This is a genomic window from Pseudomonas sp. W15Feb34 (genome assembly GCF_023127765.1).
Classification (GTDB): Bacteria; Pseudomonadota; Gammaproteobacteria; order Pseudomonadales; family Pseudomonadaceae; genus Aquipseudomonas; species Aquipseudomonas synxantha_A.
The window spans coordinates 153,562-169,654 of sequence record NZ_SPKN01000045.1; the positions used below are offsets into that span (position 1 = coordinate 153,562).

Below are 16,093 nucleotides of genomic sequence, written 5' to 3' on the forward strand. Positions count from 1 at the left end.
CTTACAAGCGTTGCAGATCCCGCTGGGCCAACTGCGCGGCGGAGGTACCCGGATACTGGGCAACCACCTGCTGCAGAATGCCTTTGACCTTGTCGGTATGACCCAGGCGGCGTTCTACATCAGCGAGTTTATACAGCGAATCCGGCACCTTGGCGTGCTTGGGGTACAGCTGGCTGACCTTGGCAAAAGCCTGGCCCGCGCCCTGCAAATCACCCTTTGCCAGGTTGACCTCACCCAACCAGTACTGGGCATTGCCCGCGTACTGGCTGTTGGGGTACTTGCGCAGGAAAGCGGTGAAGGCCTGGCTGGCCTTATCGAAATCCTTGGCCTTGATCAGGTCGAAGGCTGCATCGTAATACAGTTTTTCCTTCGCCGGATCGCCAGGTTCACTGCTAGCGGCAGGGGCAGCCGCGGCGGCCCCTGCTGCTGCGCCACCGGCAGCGGCGCTTGGCGCGCCACCGGCAGCAGAATTATCAGGAGTAGCGGCAGGTGCAACACCGGCTCCAATACGACGATCAAGATCCTGGTATCGCTCCAGGCCTTCTTGTTTGAGCTGGTTCACCTGGTTCTGCAGCACTTCAATGGCGCCTTGTTGCTGGGCCAATTGATCCTGCATGCGTTGCAGCTGGTTGAACAGCTCGCCCTGTGCCGAGGGAGCGGACGTAGCCGCTCCCCCCGCATAGGCGCCGTTCGTGCCATAACCTGCTGGCGGATAACTGCTCCCGCTATTGTTATAGCCTGAGTTGCTATCCGTTACAGGAACCGCAGCCCACACCGCAAGCGGGGCGAGGCTGAGAGCCAATACAGTCAGAGCACGACGGCACGTTCGCATGACGAATTACTTACGCAGTTCGACGCGACGGTTCTGAGCCCACGACTGCTCGTCGTTGCCAGTTGCAACTGGACGCTCTTTACCGTAGGAAACCAGTTCCAGTTGGCCTGGAGCAACACCTTGCAGTACCAGGTAGCGCTGAACGGCTTTCGCACGACGCTCGCCCAGTGCCATGTTGTACTCACGAGTACCACGGGCGTCAGTGTTACCTTCCAGAACAACGCGAGCGCCGTTAGCTTTCAGGTCCTTGGCGTGAACGTCCAGAGCGCGCATGGCTTCTGGCTTCAGGTCCGAACTGTCGTATTCGAAGTAGAAAGTGGTGATAGCGCGCAGAGCAGCTTCTTCGCTCAGGGAGCCGTCGACCGCACCAGTGTTAGCGCCGTAACCAGCGTTTGGATCAACAGCTGCGCCTTCACCGGCATTGTCGCCGCCTTTAGAGGAGCAACCAACGGCTACGGACAGAGCCAGAGCCAGAGCAGCAAACTTACCAAACTTCAGCATTTCCATCGTGAAACTCCTAATGAACCCCAGTGTGTTAAGTACTTCTTTTTGTAGCGCCGCGTCAGTTCAGGTAAGGGGACCAGGATGGTTCTCTGACTTCGCCTTGTGCGGTAGGAAGTGGGAGCCTTACGCGTCCATTGATGGACACGAGCATCAAGACTCCCCGGCCCTGCTGGCGGGTGGCGTAGATTACCATGGTGCCGTTGGGCGCAACAGTGGCTGACTCATCAAGGTTGGTATCTGTAAGGATTTTAACGGTTCCGCGCTGCAAATCCTGGGCCGCAACCCGGAAATTAGTGAAACCGTCCTGACGGTGAATCATCACCAACGTCTTTTCATCGGCCGAAAGCTTGGGGTTGGCGTTGTAGTTACCGATAAAGGTCACACGCTCAGCACCGCCACCGTTCACGTTTGCCTTGTAGACCTGAGGCTTGCCGCCACGGTCGGAGGTGAAGTAGATGGTCGAACCATCCTTACCCCAGAACGGTTCGGTGTTGATGCCCGGGCCGCTGGTCACGCGACTCAGTTGGCGCGAGGCCATGTTCATCACGTAGATATCCGGATTGCCGTCCTTGGACAGCACGAAAGCCAGGCGCGAACCATCCGGCGACCAGGCTGGCGCACCGTTGAGGCCTTCAAAGTTGGTGATCTGCTCGCGACGACCCGTATCAATGTGCTGCACAAAGATGCGCGGGCGACGCTGTTCGAACGATACGTAGGCAATACGCTTGCCGTCCGGCGCGAAGCGCGGCGACAGGATCGGCTCGCGAGACTGCAGCAAGGTCACTGCACGTGCACCGTCGTAGTCCGAACGCTGCAGGGTGTAGCGGGTGTTGTCTACAGAGAAACGCTCAGCCGTGACATACAGCAGGCGCGTCGAGAACGCCCCCTTGATACCGGTGAGTTTTTCAAACGACTGGTCCGAGATGTAGTGAGCCATGTCGCGCAGTTGCTCGGCGGTACCCGATACGCTGCCGGTCAATACCTGCTGCTCGGTGGCCACGTTGAACAAGGTGTACTGGATCTGCAGGCGACCACCGGCCGGCGTGATATTGCCGACCATCACGTACTGCGCGCCCACGGCTTTCCAGTCACGGAACACGACTTCGCTGGCCTGGTTGGGCTGGCTGATCATGTTGCCTTTGGGAATCGGCGCGTAGTAACCGGAGTTACGCAGGTCGTCGCTGACGATCTGGGCCATGTCGTCCGGCAGCACGCTGCCGCCCTGCCAACCGAAGGGTACGACTGCAATCGGAGTAGCCCGATCGCTGCCGCTGGTTACCAGGATGTTCTTTTCATCCGCCGCCGCTATCCCTGCCATACAGCAAATAACGACAAGCATTCCTCGAAGAAGGTTTCTCACAAGGCTAGATCCTCAGGTGTGAATGTCATCTTGAATGAACGATAGGGAGCGAAGTCACTTGGTTTCATTCCCTGCATCTCGGTCAACCGGCCAATATTCTTGACTGCGGCAACCGCTGAACTGTCGAACGTACCGTCACCACTGGACTTGGCCACGCTGACCGAAGTCACCGTACCGTCCGGCAACATGCCGATCTGCAGCACTACTGTCATGCCTTTGCGTGCCGAAGGTGGACGTGTCCAGCCTTCCGCTGCCCGCGCTCGAATCAGATCGTCGAAACTGCCCGCGACTTCATCGCCACGCTCATCGGCCAAGGCTTGCTGACGCTGCGGCGTGTCGGAAAGCAAATCTGCCAGGGCCTGGGCCTTTTTCTCTTCGGCGGATTTGCGTGCTGCTTCCTGGGCCTTCTTCTTGGAGGCGTCGGCGGCAGCTTTCTTCTTCGCTTCGTCGGCGACTTTCTTCTTCGCCTCGTCTGCTTCAGCTTTTTTCTTGGCGTCTTCGGCGGCTTTCTTCTTCGCGTCTTCGACTATCTTTTTCTTGGCTTCTTCAGCGGCCTTTTTCTTGGCCTCTTCCTCGGCAGCCTTCTTGGCTTCTTCTTCAGATTTCTTCTTGGCTATATCAGCCAATTGTTTCTCTTCAGCCTTTTTGGCTTCGGCAGCTTTCTCGGCTTTCTTGGCTTCATCAGCCTTTTTCGCCTCGTCGGCTTTCTTGGCTTCGTCGGCCTTTTTCGATTCCTCGGCCTTTTGAGCCGCCTCTTCTTTCTTTTGTTCCGCAGCAGCCTTCACCGCTTCCTGCTCGACCTTCTTCTGTTCCATCTGCTCGACTTCAGTCTGGCGCGCAGCCGACTTCTGGGCCTCACCTGCAATCTTCTGATTGGTCTGGGTGGTGGCCTGGCTTTTCGATTTCAGCTGATACAGGGTCGCCTGCACGATCGGCTTGGCTGGCGGCAGGTCCGGGGTCATGGCAAAGCTGACAAACAGCATGCCGAACACCAGGACGTGCAGGGCTATCGCCCACACGCCAGGCCAGAAGTAGCTTTCCGAGGCGGACGGCTCTCGCTGTTGCTGCATCAGGGCGCCTCGGTAATCAAGCCAACGTTACCGACGCCGGCTTTCTGCAGCCCGCCCATGGCACCCATGACGGAGCCGTAGTCGACCGATTTGTCGCCGCGGATAAATACCTGAGTGTGCTTGCCGCCTTCGTTGCCGGAGCGAATGATCTTGGTCACCGCATCGGTCATCGCCGGCAAAGTCAGGGCCTTGTCCTGCTGCTTCTGGGTGTCGACTTCGCTGCCAAGGTTCCAGTAATAGGTCTTGTCAGCCTTGATCGAAATGGTCAGGACCTGCGTGTTGTTGTCCTGCGGCAAGGCTTCACTGGAAACCTTGGGCAGATCAACCTTCACGCCCTGGTTGAGCATCGGCGCGGTCACCATGAAGATCACCAGCAGCACCAGCATCACGTCGATGTAGGGCACTACGTTCATCTCGGCGACCGGCTTGCGCTTTTTGCGAGCTCGAGCGATTAAAGCCATTGGGAATTACCTGCTTATTCTTCGCTGGTGTGCACTTTACGGTGCAGGATCGCCTGGAATTCATCGGCGAAGGTGTAGTAACGGCCGATCAAGGTTTCGCTGGTTGCGGCAAAACGGTTGTAGGCGATTACTGCGGGGATAGCGGCAAACAGGCCGATCGCGGTGGCGATCAGGGCTTCGGCAATACCCGGGGCCACGGTGGCCAGCGTGGCTTGCTGGGCCTGGGCCAGGCCGCGGAAGGAGTTCATGATCCCCCATACGGTACCGAACAGGCCGATGTACGGGCTGACGGAACCGACGGTGGCGAGGAACGGCAGGCCCTGCTCGAGTTTCTCTTCTTCGCGGGAGATGGCCACGCGCATGGCACGGGCCACGCCTTCCATCACCGCTTCAGGGTCGACACCCGGCTGCTGGCGCAGGCGCGAGAATTCCTTGAAACCGGCACGGAAGATCTGCTCGACGCCCGAATCCGGGTCCGGGTTGCTGCCGGCCTGGCGGTACAGTTTGGACAGGTCGATACCCGACCAGAAGCGCTCTTCGAAGCTCTCCAGGGCACGTCGACCGGCGCGCAGCATGTTGCTGCGCTGAAAAATCATGACCCAAGAGGTAACCGATGCGGCTACCAGGGTCAGCATGACCAGTTGAACCACGACACTGGCATTGCTGACCAGGCTCCACATGGAGGAATGGTCGACGACGGTAGGTTCCACGCTAAATCTCCTGCTTTGATTGTTTACCCGCGCCGCTCACGGCGGCAAAGGCCGCGCGTAGAGTTTCGGGAATGGCCCGAGGTTTCAAACTGTTGGTGCGTACACATGCCACCAGGAACTGCCCCTCACAGAGCAGCGTTGCATCCGTTGCCCGCCTGACCTGCTGTTTGAATCGCAGGCTGGCACGGTTCAATTCGATGACCTCAGCGCTGACCAGCAATTCATCGTCCAGTCGCGCCGGTGCGTGATAACGCGCCTCGCTGGAATGCACGACGAATAACAGGTCCTCCCCTGCCAGCGTGGATTGGGCAAAGCCCAGCTCCCGTAGCCGCTCGGTTCGAGCCCGCTCCATGAATTTCAGGTAGTTGACGTAATACACGATGCCGCCGGCATCGGTGTCCTCGTAATAAACGCGACAGCGATGTGCGAACGACTGATCCCCGTTTTGCGCGCGCATACTCTAGTGCTTACTCCTCAGGTTGCCAATCCGGCTGGACAACTGTTTTTTCATTCCTGAACGCTTTTGCAGTGACTCAAATGACGACGCCAGACACTGGGACAGCACAAAGCTCAGATAAATCGTCCGGCGTTAGCTTTTTAATCGTCCACTGCATCAAGGAATTCGTCTACCGCAGGCATCTCGCCCAATCGTGACGGAATGTTTAGCCCAAAGTGCAAATAGGCATGGCGCGTCACCACCCGGCCCCTCGGTGTACGCATGATATAGCCTTGCTGGATCAGGTACGGCTCCAGCACATCCTCAATGGTATGGCGCTCTTCACTGATAGCCGCCGCCAGGCTGTCCACGCCGACCGGGCCACCGTCGAACTTCTCGATCATGGTCAAGAGTAGACGTCGATCCTGGTGATCGAAGCCGTGCTCGTCCACGTCCAGCAGGTTCAAGGCCAGGTCCGCGACCGCCTTGGTGATGTGCCCTTTGGCACGCACTTCGGCAAAATCGCGCACGCGGCGCAGCAAACGGTTGGCGATACGTGGCGTGCCGCGGGCGCGCCGGGCGATTTCAAAGGCGCCTTCCGGGTCCAGGGGCAAGCCAAGGATGCTCGCCGAACGGCTGACGATGGTCGCCAGATCAGCGGTGCTATAGAACTCCAGACGTTGAACAATGCCGAAACGGTCTCGCAACGGGTTGGTCAGCATACCCGCACGCGTGGTCGCACCCACCAGGGTGAAAGGTGGCAGGTCGAGCTTGATCGAACGGGCTGCCGGGCCTTCGCCGATCATGATGTCGAGCTGGAAGTCTTCCATCGCCGGGTACAGCACTTCTTCGACAATCGGTGATAACCGATGGATCTCGTCGATAAACAGTACGTCATGAGGTTCAAGATTGGTCAGCAGCGCTGCCAGGTCACCGGGACGCTCCAGCACCGGGCCGGAGGTGGACTTGATCGACACGCCCATTTCCTGGGCGATGATATTGGCCAGGGTAGTCTTGCCCAAACCCGGCGGGCCGAAGATCAGGGTGTGGTCCAGGGACTCACTGCGCCCGCGCGCGGCCTGGATAAACAGCTCCATCTGCTCGCGCACGGTAGGCTGGCCGATGTATTCGGCCAGGCTCAGGGGGCGGATGGCCCGGTCCTGGACTTCTTCACGGTCACGCGGGCCGGTGGCCGCGATCAGACGATCAGCTTCAATCACTTAAATCATTCCCTTCAGGGCTCGGCGGATCATGTCTTCGCTGCTCAGGTTCTTGTCCTTGATGGCCGATACCGCCTTGCTGGCTTCCTGAGGCTTGTAGCCCAGGGAGATCAACGCACTGACGGCATCGCTTTCGGCACTGGCGATCTGGCCTGCCGGCATATCCGGCTGGTTCGGTACCAGGGCGAACATGCTCGGCACCACTTCCCAGGCCTTGAAGCGGTCCTTGAGCTCCACCAACAGGCGCTCGGCGGTTTTCTTGCCCACTCCCGGCACCTTGGTCAGGGCCGAAGTATCCTGGGCGGATACAGCACGCACCAATTCATCCACTTCCAGGCTCGACATCAACGCCAGGGCCAACTTGGGCCCCACGCCATTGAGACGAATCAGCTCGCGGAAGAAATCGCGGTCGCGCTTGCCGATGAAACCATAGAGCAGTTGCGCGTCTTCACGCACCACCAAATGCGTGTGCAAGGTTATCGGCTCGCCGACCGACGGCAAGCGGTACAACGTGGTCATGGGCACTTCCAGCTCATAACCCAACCCATTCACATCCAGAATCAGGTGCGGCGGCTGTTTTTCGGCCAGGGTGCCGCGCAAGCGTCCAATCACGGTTCAGATCCTTAAAGCTTGGGGGTCAGATCAGGGCCTGACCGCAAATAACCAATGCGCTGATGCTATCAGAGACGCAGCCGCCCGCCACGACTACGTGCCGTTCCCAAGCCGTGAGGCAGCAGGCTGGAACGGGTATGTGCATGGCAAATGGCGATGGCCAGGGCGTCGGAGGCGTCGATCTGCGGTTTTGAAGTGAGCTTGAGCATGTGCATGACCATCATCTGCACCTGTTCCTTGTTGGCTGCACCGGTGCCGACCACGGCCTGTTTGACCTGGGTCGCGGTGTATTCGGCGATTTCCATGCCCTCTTCGGCGCCTGCCACGATAGCTGCACCCCGGGCCTGGCCAAGCTTGAGCGCCGAATCGGCGTTCTTGGCCATGAAGACCTTTTCGATGCCCATGGTGATCGGGCCGTAGGTCTGGATGACTTCACGTACGCCGCGATAGACGATCTGCAGCCGCTCGGCCAATTCCCCTGCGCCGGTGCGGATGCAGCCCGAGGCAACATAGATGCAGCCGCGCGGGGTCTGCTGCACCACGCCAAAACCGGTGATGCGCGAACCGGGGTCGATACCTAGGATTAAAGTCATAACGCCTGCGGGTTGGATAAACACATTTTTTGATACACAGAGACTCTAATGTGGGAGGGGGCTTGCTCCCGATGAGAGAGTGTCAGTAAGTACATTTGTGACTGACCCACCGCCATCGGGAGCAAGCCCCCTCCCACACAAGCCCCTCCCACATTGGGATATTCATCGTTCTTAAGTGAGCTGTTCGGCCACAGACTCAGGGATGTCGGCATTCGAATACACATTCTGCACATCATCCAGGTCTTCAAGCATATCCAGCATCTTCAACACCTTCTGCGCCCCCTCCAGGTCCAGCTCGGCACTGGTGGTCGGCAGCATCACGATTTCCGCGTCGGTGCCGCTGAAACCAGCAGCTTGCAGGGCATTACGCACGGCGTAGAAGCTGGCGAACGAGGTAAACACATCGATAGAGCCGTCTTCGTTGGTGACCACGTCGTCGGCGTCCGCTTCCATCGCGGCTTCCATCAGCGCGTCTTCATCGGTGCCAGGAGCGAAGGTGATCTGCCCCTTGCGTTCGAACAGGTAAGCCACCGAACCATCCGTGCCGAGGTTGCCACCGCATTTGCTGAACGCGTGGCGCACGGCTGCGGCGGTGCGGTTGCGGTTATCGGTCATGCACTCGACCATCACCGCCACGCCGCCCGGGCCGTAGCCTTCATAGGTCAGTTCGACCATATCGTCGGTGTCGGCCGCACCGGCACCACGAGCCACGGCGCGGTCAATGATGTCGCGGCTCATGTTGGCACCCAGCGCCTTGTCCAGCGCCAGGCGCAGACGCGGGTTAGAGCCCGGGTCACCGCCGCCCTGACGGGCTGCGACGGTCAGTTCGCGAATCCACTTGGTGAAGATCTTGCCCTTCTTGGCATCCTGACGCTCTTTGCGGTGCTTGATGTTCGCCCACTTGGAATGGCCAGCCATAACACAACTCCGAAATTCTCTAGAAACCTTATCAATCCCGCCCCCGGCGGGATTTCCCTCTTTTAAACGCAAAGGCGCATCCGAAGATGCGCCTTTTTGACTGCGTACAACCTTATCGCGCTTTCACGCTGCAGCCTTACTCAGCCTTCGGCGTCTCGCGCAGACGGATGTGCAGTTCGCGCAACGCCTTGGCATCCACCACACCCGGGGCCTGGGTCATGACGTCCGCAGCGCTCTGGGTTTTCGGGAAGGCGATCACTTCACGGATCGACTGGGCGCCGGTCATCAGCATCACCAGACGGTCCAGGCCGAACGCCAAACCACCGTGCGGTGGCGCGCCGTATTTCAGGGCGTCGAGCAGGAAGCCGAACTTCTCTTCCTGTTCCGCTTCGTTGATGCCCAGCAGGCGGAACACCGCTTGTTGCATCTCTTTGCGGTGGATACGGATCGAACCGCCACCCAGCTCAGTACCGTTGAGCACCATGTCGTAGGCACGGGACAGTGCGCCTGCCGGGTTGGCTTCCAACTCCTGCGGGGAGCACTTCGGCGCGGTGAACGGGTGGTGCAACGCGCTGAAGCTGCCGTCGTCGTTCTCTTCGAACATCGGGAAGTCGACGACCCACATCGGTGCCCATTCGCAGGTCAGCAGGTTCAGGTCGTGACCGAGCTTGATACGCAGCGCGCCCAGGGCTTCGCTGACGATCTTGGCCTTGTCGGCGCCGAAGAACACGATGTCGCCGTCAACGGCACCGACGCGATCGAGGATCGTGTTCAGGTTGGCTTCAGGGATGTTTTTCACGATCGGCGATTGCAGGCCGTCAACGCCGTTGGCGCGCTCGTTGACCTTGATGTACGCCAGGCCCTTGGCACCATAGATGCCGACAAACTTGGTGTAGTCGTCGATCTGCTTGCGCGGCATGCTCGCGCCGCCAGGTACGCGCAGGGCAGCAATGCGGCATTTAGGGTCGTTGGCCGGGCCGCTGAACACCTTGAAGTCGACATCCTTGAGCTGGTCGGCCACGTCCACCAGTTCCAGCGGGTTACGCAGGTCTGGCTTGTCGGAACCGTAGCGGCGCATGGCTTCTTCGAAGGTCATGTGCGGGAATTCGCCGAACTCCAGGTCCAGCACTTCCTTGAACAGGTTGCGGATCATCTGCTCGGTCAGGCCCATGATCTCTTTTTCATCGAGGAAGCTGGTCTCGATGTCGATCTGGGTGAATTCCGGCTGGCGGTCAGCGCGCAGGTCTTCGTCACGGAAGCACTTGGCGATCTGGTAGTAACGGTCGAAGCCGGCCACCATCAGCAGTTGCTTGAACAGCTGCGGCGATTGCGGCAAGGCGAAGAAGCTGCCGGCGTGGGTACGGCTAGGCACCAGGTAGTCGCGCGCGCCTTCCGGGGTAGCCCGGGTGAGGATCGGCGTTTCGACGTCGAGGAAGCCGTTTTCGTCGAGGAAACGACGGATGCTGGTGGTCATGCGCGAACGCAGGCGCAGCTTCTCGGCCATTTCCGGACGACGCAGGTCCAGGAAGCGGTAGCGCAGGCGGGTTTCTTCGCCAACGTCGGAGTATTCGTTGAGTGGGAACGGCGGGGTTTCCGACTCGTTCAGCACTTCCAGCTCATAGCCCAGCACTTCAATGCCGCCGGACGCCATGTTCTTGTTCACGGCACCGGCAGGACGCAGGCGAACCTTGCCGGTGATCTTGACGACGTATTCGCTGCGCACGCGGTCGGCGGCGGCGAAGCTCTCGGCGCGGTCCGGGTCGAACACTACCTGGGCCAGACCATCGCGATCACGGATATCGAGGAAGATCACCCCGCCGTGGTCGCGGCGACGGTGAACCCATCCGCAAAGGGTGATTTCCTGACCTTCCAGGGTCTCGTTCAGTTGGCCGCAATAGTGGCTGCGCATCATGGTCGTGGTTTCACTTCTCGTAATTCGAAATTCGGTGGCAGGCCCGCCTCGTCACCGTACATTAAAGCAGGGGACGGATAATGCAGGAGCCTGCGCGTAGAGTTCAACTCAGTCTGCTTTGTCGCCGCCGGCCAGGTTCTTCTTGGCACCGGTCTTGAAATCAGTCTCGTACCAGCCGCTGCCGCTCAGGCGGAAGCCCGGCATGGACAACATCTTCTTCAACTCAGGTGCCTGGCAGGCAGGGCAATCGACCAGCGGCGCTGCGCTGATCTTCTGAATGGCTTCCAACTGGTGACCACAGGAAGCGCATTGATAGTCGTACATGGGCATGGAGATGTCTCGGCGATCAGATCGTTACAGCGCCACGCCCTGCCCTGTGCATAAAGCCCCGGCATGCGCAGCAAAGCGCGGGATTATATCTGGTAAATCGACACAGCGCAGCCGGCTTTCTGCCCCGGGGCCGGCCCACAAGGATGAAGGCCGGGCCCAGGGCCGCCGGGCTACGACGCGAAGGTGCCCTCAGCGGCGGGAGCAACCCGGCCCTTGAGCACGTGAACCACGCACACCACCCTCACCAGCCCACTGAAGTTCTTCACGCCTCCGTAACGCAAATGCACTTCCCGATCGACATAGGACAACAAGGCACTGACCGAACAGGCATTGATCCTGGCGATCTCCGTCAGGATGTTCCAGTAGATCTGCTCAAGCCGCAGGCAGGTCGAAAACCCATTGAGCCTGACCGACCGCGACAACGGCTTGGCCAGTCCCATATCGAACCCTTTTGCAAAAGGGTCGACCTTTATCTTGTGAAAACCACAGGTTTCCATCACTCCTTTACCCATTCCACGTGACATACACCCGACACTCCATTGCCAAACAGCAGCCAATGGGCTTCTCCCATTGAACGATGGGCCTATAAAACAGCACCCAGCGTGCAGCAGCCAGAAGACGGGGAGTCGTTAGTCGTAGGACAACGCCAGGAAGCGCAGGGAAACAAGCAGGCAGCGCTGAAACAGCGCCGCCCGGGTTTGACGGTTACTGGTTTTCGAGCAGCGAACGCAGCATCCACGCGGTTTTCTCGTGTACCTGCATACGCTGGGTCAACAGGTCGGCCGTCGGCTCATCGCTGACCTTGTCCAGCAGCGGGAAGATGCCTCGGGCGGTACGCGTAACCGCTTCCTGACCGGCCACCAGTTGCTTGATCATCTCTTCGGCGCTCGGCACACCCTCCTCTTCCTTGATCGAAGACAGGCGGGCGTAGATCGAATAGGCGCCCGGTGCCGGGAAGCCCAGGGCACGGATGCGCTCGGCAATGGAGTCCACCGCCAGCGCCAATTCGTTGTACTGCTCCTCGAACATCAAGTGCAGCGTACGAAACATGGGGCCTGTGACGTTCCAATGGAAGTTGTGGGTCTTCAGATACAGAACATAGGTATCGGACAGCAGTCGTGAAAGTCCGTCGACGATGGACTTACGGTCTTCTTCACTGATACCAATATCGATTGCCATGTTTTTCCCCTTCAATTGACGAGTATTCATTGATCAGGTGCAGGACCACTCTAGCAAGAGAGCGAGCCGCATGCAGCCCGTCACACCCAGGCGACCTGCGGCAAATCGCCCCGCATCGCTTGCAACTCGCGAATTGGCAAGCCTTTTTAGCCGTAGGAACGGTCTCGCAACGCCCGCCAAAAAATCCTGCACCTGTCTAGGACAAGCGTTTGCTGCACAAATGCCGTTGCCGTCGCAACACCCCGAAATGCTTGATTTGAGTAGGCACAGCCTTTGCTGTTAAATAGATGCCGTGTGGCTGCCGTTTATTCCTGCGGCACTTCACATAGGCTGATACCCGCGCACGTGCTCAACGCCTCCCATTGTTCAGAAGCGAACCGTGCCAGTCAGCTCTTCCTTGTGATCCGTCTTAACGTGAGTTAATCAAAATGTTGAAAATCGTCCACCTGCTAACGGGCGTTGCAGCTTTGCTGCTGTCCTTTATCCCGAGCCTGCAGCCTGAAAGCCTGCCCTACCTGCAACAACATGACGCTCTGTACCTGGCCTTGTTTGGCCTTCTTAACCTGACGCTCGCACCGGTAATCCCTTACTGGAACAAAGGCACGCGTCATCAACTGCAAAACCTGGTCAGTGCGCTGCTGGTGCTGACTGTTGTAGTTCAAACCCTGACCCTTTTGGCGCCTATGCCTGAAGTGGGTGGCCATCCGGCTATCCTGCTCAGCCTGGTGATTGCTGTGGTTGCCATTGTTCTTCACCTGGCCATCAGCTTCTACCGTTCGTCTCCGGCGGCCGCGTCGCAAAACTACGACATGACCAACCGGGATACCGGTACCGTCAAGTGGTTCAACACCTCCAAAGGCTTCGGCTTCATTTCCCGCGATTCGGGCGACGATATCTTCGTCCACTTCCGGGCTATCCGTGGCGAAGGCCATCGCGTGCTGGTCGAAGGCCAGCGCGTGGAGTTCTCGGTGATGAACCGTGACAAGGGCCTGCAAGCCGAAGACGTCATCGCTGCCCTGCCGCGTCGCTGATCCCAAGCCTTCGCAGCAAAAAAAACCGCGATCCAGCGTTGGCTGGATCGCGGTTTTTTATTGCCTGCACATTCAATAGTGCGGCGGCGGCGCTTCTTCTTCGGATGACTCGAACTGGCCGCCCATTTCTTCCTGGCGCTTGAGCAAGGCCGTCATTTGCAATTGCAGGCGTTCAACCGCCCGCTGCTGTGTGACCAGGATGTCGTTGAGGGTCTCGATGGTGTCGTCCTGGAAAGCCAGGCGGCTTTCCAGGTCGGTAACGCGCTCTTGCAGGTCCATGATTCAGTCCTGGGTAAAGATGAAATCGGCAGGCAACAGCGCACGCAATCGAGCGCGAATCGCCGCCACTTGCTCTTGGGTATAGGGCCGGGCCGGGTGCTTGCCCCACACCGGTGCCGGCCAGGCGGCGTCATCGCGTTTGCGCACAATCACATGCACATGCAATTGGCTGACGACGTTACCCAGCGCACCGATGTTCATCTTGTCAGCGGCCAGCCCCTCGTTAAGCAGTTGCGCCAGGGCCGTCGTTTCTTGCCACAAGGTTTGTTGATCTGCGACATCCAGTTGAAACACTTCGCTGATACCGTCGATGCGTGGCACCAGAATGAACCAGGGGTAATTGGCGTCATTGGACAGCAGCAGGCGACAGAGCGGGAAGTCCCCAATGGCCAAGGTGTCTTGTTGCAGGCGTTGATCTAAGGCGAACACGTGGGCACTCCGTTCGGCAGGTCGGGACAGGCGCCCAGCATACCTTTGAACGCCCAAGGCTTCACGGCCAATCCTGGCACTGTTGAGGCGGGCGGGGGAAAAAATGCACCTTTTGGAGGCAGAAAAACAGTTGATCTACGCTAGACCGGGCCTCAACGGCACGCACCAAAATGACCCACTCGTGCGTCAAAGGGATCCGCCAATTACCCACTTAGAGGGGTGAACCGGTAACGTTTTACCCAGGTGCAGGTATTGCGTAGCACCGAACAGCGGTAACACCTTGGGAGTCAAGCCCAAACCAAACGGCGTAAAAGGCCCGTGCTTATGCGGTTTTTACATTCCCATCACGTTTTTCACGAAAAAATGACATTCAGCTGCCGGTTTGAGCACGCTTGTTGCATTCACCCCCGTATCGTCGGCAACGGCACCCGTCTGGAAGCAGGTGTTTCGCGATAAAAATAGTGGCGTTTCAGTGTGTATCAAGGAAGTGTTCAAACTTTGAAAGAAGTCTGAAAACAGCATTGAAGTTGTCAGCCTGGATACATTTCTGGCTGTGAATTTGCGACATGGATCTAGCGATTTACGACAGCCTCGTAAAGAAGCTGAAAGGATAATTGAGTAAGTATCGTCAATAGAGCCTGCGTGAGATAACTTTGCGCCGGCAAAAAAAGAAAGAGCCGCCCAGATAAAAATACAGGTGGGACGGCAGTACTCTTCCTAAAACCAAAGGAGCAAATCACGATGCGCGTGATGAAGTGGAGCATGATCGCCCTGGCTGTTTCAGCAGGCACCTCGCAGTTCGCAATGGCGTCCGCCCAGGACGATTCCAAGGGCTTTGTTGAAGACAGTACTTTCAGCATCAATACTCGCGCTCTGTACTTCAGCCGCGACTTCCGTAATGAGCCAGGGGGCGGTTACAGCACCGTCAACGGCAAGCGTAAAAGCCGCGCCGAAGAAACCGGCCTGGGCTTCAATGCCCTGTACGAATCGGGCTTCACCCAGGGCACCATTGGTGTCGGTGTGGACGTTATCGGCCTGATGGGCCTCAAGCTCGACAGCGGCAAGGGTCGCGCCGGCACAGGTCTGTTCCCTACCGGTTCCGACGGTCGCTCCCAGGACGACTACTCCAAAGGCGGCGGCGCAGTTAAGTTCCGCATCTCCAATACCGTGTTGAAAGTGGGTGACCAATACACCACCGCACCGGTGTTCGCCTCTGATGACAGCCGTCTGTTGCCGGAGCTGCCACAAGGTATCTCGATCACCAGCAACGAGATCAAGGGCCTGAAGCTTGAGGGCGGCCACTTCACCTCAAGCGTCGCGCAAAACCAGACCTACCATGACAGCCTGGGCCTGACCAAAACCGACTTTGTCGGCGGCGTCTATGCCTTCACTCCAGAAGTCACCGGTAGCCTGTACTACGCGAAAACCGAAGATTACTTCCGCAAGTACTACAGCAACCTGAACTGGACCCACGCCCTGAGCGATGACCAGTCGTTCGCGCTGGACTTCAACATCTACGATACCAAGAGCGATGGCGCCGGCCTGCAACGTGCAGAGAAGGATGGCGTGACCAAGCTCGACAACCGCGCGTTCAGCTTGCAGGGTGCCTATACCATCGGCGCGCACACCTTCACCCTGGCAGCCCAGAAGGTTACCGGTGACGGCGACTACGGCTACGGCGTAGACGGCGGCGGCACGGTGTTCCTGGCCAACTCCATCGCCCGTTCCGACTTCAACGCCGAAGGCGAGAAGTCCTACCAGGCGCGCTATGACATCAACATGGCAACCTTCGGCATTCCTGGCCTGAGCTTCATGACGCGTTACGTTACCGGTAGCGGCGCCAACACCGGCACTACCAGCAACGGCAAAGAATGGGAACGCGACATCGAAGCCAAGTACGTGATCCAGAGCGGCCCGGCAAAAAACCTGAGCCTGCGCCTGCGTCAAGCGACTTATCGTTCCGGGGATGGCGTTTACTACGGTTCGCCTTCGATCGACGAACTGCGCCTGATCGCGAACTACCCGCTGAACATCTTGTAATTGCCGGTTTAATTACAACGATGGCTTGAGGCTTCGGCCTTAAACAAAAAGCCGCTCCTGCGTTTAACAGGGAGCGGCTTTTTTATTGCAGTTTTGTTTCAAACAACAAAACAACTAGCAAGCTAAGTAACTAGTTTATCAAAGCTGACCTTTCGGCCAACTTCGACAGCAGTACGC

Annotated in this window: 19 protein-coding genes; 2 read left to right on the forward strand and 17 right to left on the reverse strand. The window is 58.4% G+C overall.

Features of this window, described 5'->3' with window-relative positions:
* Position 1 precedes the first annotated feature (1 nt).
* The 15 genes from ybgF to E4O97_RS22625 all read right to left on the reverse strand — a co-directional run bounded on the left by ybgF (position 2) and on the right by E4O97_RS22625 (position 12,137).
* The gene (gene ybgF / locus E4O97_RS22555; protein WP_032879701.1) at positions 2–832 is read right to left on the reverse strand and encodes a tol-pal system protein YbgF; all 831 of its coding nucleotides are present in this window, start codon (positions 830–832) and stop codon (positions 2–4) included.
* Between the two features lie 6 nt (positions 833–838).
* Positions 839–1,339, reverse strand: coding sequence for a peptidoglycan-associated lipoprotein Pal (gene pal, locus E4O97_RS22560; RefSeq protein WP_003193861.1), 501 nt, complete (start codon positions 1,337–1,339; stop codon positions 839–841).
* A 55-nt stretch (positions 1,340–1,394) separates the two neighbouring features.
* Positions 1,395–2,675, reverse strand: coding sequence for a Tol-Pal system beta propeller repeat protein TolB (gene tolB / locus E4O97_RS22565; RefSeq protein WP_032803700.1), 1,281 nt, complete (start codon positions 2,673–2,675; stop codon positions 1,395–1,397).
* Between the two features lie 17 nt (positions 2,676–2,692).
* Positions 2,693–3,766, reverse strand: coding sequence for a cell envelope integrity protein TolA (tolA, locus tag E4O97_RS22570; RefSeq protein WP_005790902.1), 1,074 nt, complete (start codon positions 3,764–3,766; stop codon positions 2,693–2,695).
* Positions 3,766–4,218 (reverse strand): protein TolR, encoded by a 453-nt coding sequence (gene tolR / locus E4O97_RS22575; RefSeq protein WP_161793227.1) that lies wholly within the window; start codon positions 4,216–4,218, stop codon positions 3,766–3,768. Before tolR ends, tolA begins: the two co-directional genes overlap by 1 nt.
* Positions 4,219–4,241: 23 nt before the next feature.
* Positions 4,242–4,937, reverse strand: coding sequence for a protein TolQ (gene tolQ / locus E4O97_RS22580; protein WP_003193865.1), 696 nt, complete (start codon positions 4,935–4,937; stop codon positions 4,242–4,244).
* Position 4,938: 1 nt separating this feature from the next.
* On the reverse strand, positions 4,939–5,394 hold the full coding sequence (ybgC, locus tag E4O97_RS22585; protein WP_003175800.1) for a tol-pal system-associated acyl-CoA thioesterase: 456 nt from the start codon (positions 5,392–5,394) through the stop codon (positions 4,939–4,941).
* Between the two features lie 140 nt (positions 5,395–5,534).
* On the reverse strand, positions 5,535–6,593 hold the full coding sequence (gene ruvB, locus E4O97_RS22590; RefSeq protein WP_005790907.1) for a Holliday junction branch migration DNA helicase RuvB: 1,059 nt from the start codon (positions 6,591–6,593) through the stop codon (positions 5,535–5,537).
* Positions 6,594–7,205, reverse strand: a complete 612-nt coding sequence (ruvA, locus tag E4O97_RS22595; protein WP_005790908.1) for a Holliday junction branch migration protein RuvA — start codon at positions 7,203–7,205, stop codon at positions 6,594–6,596.
* Positions 7,206–7,273: 68 nt separating this feature from the next.
* On the reverse strand, positions 7,274–7,798 hold the full coding sequence (ruvC, locus tag E4O97_RS22600) for a crossover junction endodeoxyribonuclease RuvC (protein ID WP_076949748.1): 525 nt from the start codon (positions 7,796–7,798) through the stop codon (positions 7,274–7,276).
* A 171-nt stretch (positions 7,799–7,969) separates the two neighbouring features.
* The gene (locus E4O97_RS22605) at positions 7,970–8,716 is read right to left on the reverse strand and encodes a YebC/PmpR family DNA-binding transcriptional regulator (RefSeq protein ID WP_032879699.1); all 747 of its coding nucleotides are present in this window, start codon (positions 8,714–8,716) and stop codon (positions 7,970–7,972) included.
* A gap of 136 nt (positions 8,717–8,852) precedes the next feature.
* Positions 8,853–10,628, reverse strand: a complete 1,776-nt coding sequence (gene aspS / locus E4O97_RS22610) for an aspartate--tRNA ligase (protein WP_005790914.1) — start codon at positions 10,626–10,628, stop codon at positions 8,853–8,855.
* 108 nt (positions 10,629–10,736) lie between these two features.
* On the reverse strand, positions 10,737–10,958 hold the full coding sequence (locus tag E4O97_RS22615; RefSeq protein WP_003193872.1) for a zinc ribbon domain-containing protein: 222 nt from the start codon (positions 10,956–10,958) through the stop codon (positions 10,737–10,739).
* Positions 10,959–11,128: 170 nt separating this feature from the next.
* Positions 11,129–11,482, reverse strand: coding sequence for a ribbon-helix-helix domain-containing protein (locus E4O97_RS22620; protein WP_032803701.1), 354 nt, complete (start codon positions 11,480–11,482; stop codon positions 11,129–11,131).
* Positions 11,483–11,663: 181 nt separating this feature from the next.
* Entirely contained in the window at positions 11,664–12,137 is a 474-nt protein-coding gene (locus tag E4O97_RS22625) for a Dps family protein (protein WP_003193874.1), read from the reverse strand.
* Positions 12,138–12,565: 428 nt separating this feature from the next.
* On the opposite strand from E4O97_RS22625, the gene E4O97_RS27540 reads away from it, so the two are divergent.
* A complete protein-coding gene (locus E4O97_RS27540) occupies positions 12,566–13,168 on the forward strand; it encodes a cold-shock protein (protein ID WP_005790922.1) in 603 nt (200 codons plus the stop codon).
* A gap of 72 nt (positions 13,169–13,240) precedes the next feature.
* Here the strand turns inward: E4O97_RS27540 and E4O97_RS22635 are convergent, their stop codons facing one another.
* Positions 13,241–13,447: a SlyX family protein gene (locus tag E4O97_RS22635; RefSeq protein WP_005790924.1), complete on the reverse strand. Its 207-nt coding sequence runs from the start codon at positions 13,445–13,447 to the stop codon at positions 13,241–13,243.
* Between the two features lie 3 nt (positions 13,448–13,450).
* Positions 13,451–13,876, reverse strand: coding sequence for an HIT domain-containing protein (locus E4O97_RS22640; RefSeq protein WP_032879698.1), 426 nt, complete (start codon positions 13,874–13,876; stop codon positions 13,451–13,453).
* A 741-nt stretch (positions 13,877–14,617) separates the two neighbouring features.
* On the opposite strand from E4O97_RS22640, the gene E4O97_RS22645 reads away from it, so the two are divergent.
* Complete coding sequence (locus E4O97_RS22645) at positions 14,618–15,916, forward strand: OprD family porin (protein WP_078822193.1); 1,299 nt, start codon at positions 14,618–14,620, stop codon at positions 15,914–15,916.
* Positions 15,917–16,093: the final 177 nt, after the last annotated feature.